The sequence below is a fragment of the Verminephrobacter aporrectodeae subsp. tuberculatae At4 genome, from assembly GCF_000193225.1.
Taxonomy (GTDB): Bacteria; Pseudomonadota; Gammaproteobacteria; order Burkholderiales; family Burkholderiaceae_C; genus Acidovorax; species Acidovorax aporrectodeae.
Genome location: NZ_AFAL01000285.1, coordinates 1 through 415 on the forward strand (window position 1 = coordinate 1; position 415 = coordinate 415).

At 76.1% G+C, this 415-nt stretch carries 1 protein-coding gene; it reads right to left on the reverse strand.

Annotated elements, in window-relative coordinates; translation table 11 throughout:
- Positions 1–415, reverse strand: a 415-nt coding sequence (locus tag VTU_RS34700) for an NAD(P)/FAD-dependent oxidoreductase (protein WP_010102368.1), incomplete at both ends; no start/stop codon positions are given.

Genomic DNA, 415 nt, shown 5'->3' on the forward strand with positions numbered 1-415 from the left:
CAGTTCCACGCGCACGCCGCGCCGCTCCCATTGCCGCGCGCGTGCGTGCAGCGCGTCCACGGCCTGCGGCGTGTAGCCCAGTTGCAGCCAGCCGGCGCGCACCGGGTCGCAGGCGATCGCGTGGCGTTGGATGAGCCCGTACACCAGGTCGGCCGAGCGCGAGACGGTGGCCACCAGCGCCTCGGCGCGTTCGGCGCCGTAGCGGCGCAGCAGTTCGTCGGGGTCCTGCCGGAGCGTGGGGTTGACCTGCCCGCCGTTGCGCCCCGAAGCGCCCCAGCCGGGCGCATGCGCGTCGAGCACGCACACGCTGGCCCCGGCTTCGGCCAGGTGCAGCGCGGCGCACAGGCCGGTGTAGCCCGCGCCCACCACCAGCGCGTCGGCGCTCAGCGATTCGGACAACGCCGGCGTGGGCGGC